Below are 2581 nucleotides of genomic sequence, written 5' to 3' on the forward strand. Positions count from 1 at the left end.
ATTAAGTTGCGTCAATCGGGCTACCGTCTCGTCTACAAAGTTGAAGACGATGTCATCATTGTAACCGTCTTAGCAGTCGGAAAACGAGAACGTAGCGATGTTTACCGTAAAGCCATGAAAAGGTTAGATGATTGATTGCGGTATAACGCCGCGTTAAGGGGCAGCAACGCGCTGCAACCAAACTTCAACTTACCACCGAAAACACAGATGCCAAGATTTGAGCCGGAGTCGCCACGCGTTGACTGTCCCTCTTGAACGCTTTGTTATGCAACTTTTCTTATTTGCAGAAGGTTTCAATATACAAGGCTTCGACCTTGTCTCGTGCCCACTGAGTTCTGCGCAAAAACTTTAATGATGATTTTATAGATGGGTTGCTGTAGAAACAGTTGATTTGAATTTCTGCATCTAAGCCTTCCCACCCATAGTGCTCTTGTAGACGCACAAGGATCTTTTCTAAGGTTAATCCGTGCAGTGGGTTATTGGGTTGCTCTTGGCTCATTTCTGTCGGTTCCTACAATACTAAATTCGAAGGCTGAGTTTACCAGAGCGAACACAAATACTTTCAAATTTTTGCCACCTGAAAAGCCTATGTAGAACGAGAATTTTTTGCTTTAGAGAGGGCCGAAAAGCTCAAACTTCGGACAGTTGCATAACGCCCAATTAAGGTGTGAAGCACGCGACTACGACACTTAATTTGACCACCGTAAACACTAAACTCAACCCAAACCCAAAATGCCAAGCGTGCTGAATCACTCTTAAATTGTTTGTTATGTGTTTAATTCCGCGTTCATAGATTCAAGCCAATCAAGCTTTTGCTGTTTATTATATGGACTAGGGTATCTAAACCAAGGGCTTTCAAGTGGTAACCCTTTCACATTTGGTACTTGTTTAAGAAAAGTTTTAGCCGATTCTCTAAGTACAGCAGTTGAGCCCCAAGCCACAATTACAGTTTTGCTCTCTGAACAATATTGCTTCAGCTCACAACGTCTATCTTTATGTGTCAAGCTATGAGGATTAGAGTTATCTAATGTTTTAGCTTTTTGAAATTCAGTAGAAAATTTGCCACTGTTTCCATTTCGCAAATCAGATAAGTTTATAACTCGTACATGCTTCCATTCATTTAGCAACATAAGGCGCATAATTTGATATTGAGCATTGTCTGGTCGCGTAGAGACTATTTCCTTTTCCCAAGAATTAGACATTATTTGATCAATAGAATACGTTTTCGGAACGTAATCAGCACTTAATGGTTTAGATGAACCAGGGTTCATCATAACAACTAAGGTACAAGGCTTTGAACTGGCTATATCTCCAACTGATTTGGATACAATTTCTAAAACACTTCTACACTTGAAAGTTTCATTTTTGATTTTTAGATCGTAAAAGTGACCATAAACAGAGAATTTCGTTTTTAATTCTTTTGCATAAATAAATCCCATTAAAACTCCAATTATTCGAAAACACATAACGCCGCGTTAAGGGGCGCAGGCACGCAATACAAAAGTGACCGCATAACACCTTAACCACTAAACTTAACGCAAATTGAAAATGCCACGCGTGCCAAGTCCCTCTTAAACGCTTTGTTATAACCACATGTTCTCGCGGACTTCATAATGACTCACGTGGAGATCAGGATTCAATTTGTACTTCTCGTCTTCTGGGTACAACTTAGCAATACTGATATCTTCACCAGCAAACGACTTAATACAATCTAGATCTTCCCAGTAAGTTAGCAACGTGATTTCAGCATCATCTCCTAAATCTCGATTCAGAATTTGTGCTCCAAGGAAACCTTTAGTAGCTGACGTGTCTTTTATACCTGTCTCGTAAAGGTAAACAATAAACCCTTCTTCATGTTCCTTCGGACAAGTAGCTTTCCATTCCCTTGCTATCATAAATACTCCATTTTATGCCGTGGTTATAACGCCCTGTTAAGGTGTGAGCAACGCTATACCGACGCTTCCGCACACCACCTTAAACACTAAAAGCAACGCATAGTGAAAATGCCACGCGTTGCGAATCACTCTTAAACAGTTTGTTATGCGCTTTGCTCCACTAATTCAGCTGTTCCAATACAAGCGACTCGTCCTTCAATATGAGTAACTATATCTCCGGAGAACTGATGATTAAGCTGAACTTGAACATTAGGTAGGCCTATTGGTGCAATATTAATTAAGTACCCATCTTTTATGGTTTCCACTACGTATTTATGCTCGCCAGAAACTTTAAGCTCAGATAGAACGACACCTAAATTGCTATCGATTACCTCTGCAGATGACGCAGATAAACTGAAAACACATTCCCCCGACTCGCCTGAATTGGGAGCTAACAACATGAAGCCCACATGTCTACCATCTATTGTTTTCAATACCATCGCTTTTGGTAGTTCATTATCCATATATCCCTCGATATTTAAATGCACTAGCGCATAACGCTCTGCTAAGGGGTGAGCAACGCAATACCTAAGCCGCCGCAAACCACCTTAATCACTAAATTCAACGCACAGTAAAAATGCCACGCGTTGCGAATCCCTCTTGAGCAGTTTGTTAGCTGTGTTTTACAACACGAGCTTTGCTCCCAA

The 2581-nt window shown here is 40.6% G+C and carries 5 protein-coding genes; 1 reads left to right on the forward strand and 4 read right to left on the reverse strand.

Annotated elements, in window-relative coordinates; genetic code table 11:
- The coding region (locus R7F07_RS24530) for a type II toxin-antitoxin system RelE family toxin (protein WP_170827658.1) at positions 1-135 on the forward strand (135 nt) is incomplete at its 5' end.
- A gap of 142 nt (positions 136-277) precedes the next feature.
- Here the strand turns inward: R7F07_RS24530 and R7F07_RS24535 are convergent.
- From R7F07_RS24535 to R7F07_RS24550, 4 genes are all read right to left on the reverse strand, one after another.
- Positions 278-499 (reverse strand): VF530 family DNA-binding protein, encoded by a 222-nt coding sequence (locus R7F07_RS24535; protein ID WP_025625190.1) that lies wholly within the window; start codon positions 497-499, stop codon positions 278-280.
- A 268-nt stretch (positions 500-767) separates the two neighbouring features.
- Complete coding sequence (locus R7F07_RS24540; RefSeq protein WP_053304460.1) at positions 768-1439, reverse strand: DUF1643 domain-containing protein; 672 nt, start codon at positions 1437-1439, stop codon at positions 768-770.
- Between the two features lie 144 nt (positions 1440-1583).
- Positions 1584-1895 carry an antibiotic biosynthesis monooxygenase family protein gene (locus R7F07_RS24545; RefSeq protein WP_017420651.1) on the reverse strand — a complete coding sequence of 104 codons (312 nt, stop codon included), beginning with the start codon at positions 1893-1895 and terminating at the stop codon, positions 1584-1586.
- Between the two features lie 143 nt (positions 1896-2038).
- Positions 2039-2398 carry a hypothetical protein gene (locus R7F07_RS24550; protein ID WP_171343494.1) on the reverse strand — a complete coding sequence of 120 codons (360 nt, stop codon included), beginning with the start codon at positions 2396-2398 and terminating at the stop codon, positions 2039-2041.
- Positions 2399-2581 lie beyond the last annotated feature (183 nt).

The organism is Vibrio sp. YT-16 (genome assembly GCF_033337405.1).
Classification (GTDB): domain Bacteria; phylum Pseudomonadota; class Gammaproteobacteria; order Enterobacterales; family Vibrionaceae; genus Vibrio; species Vibrio alginolyticus.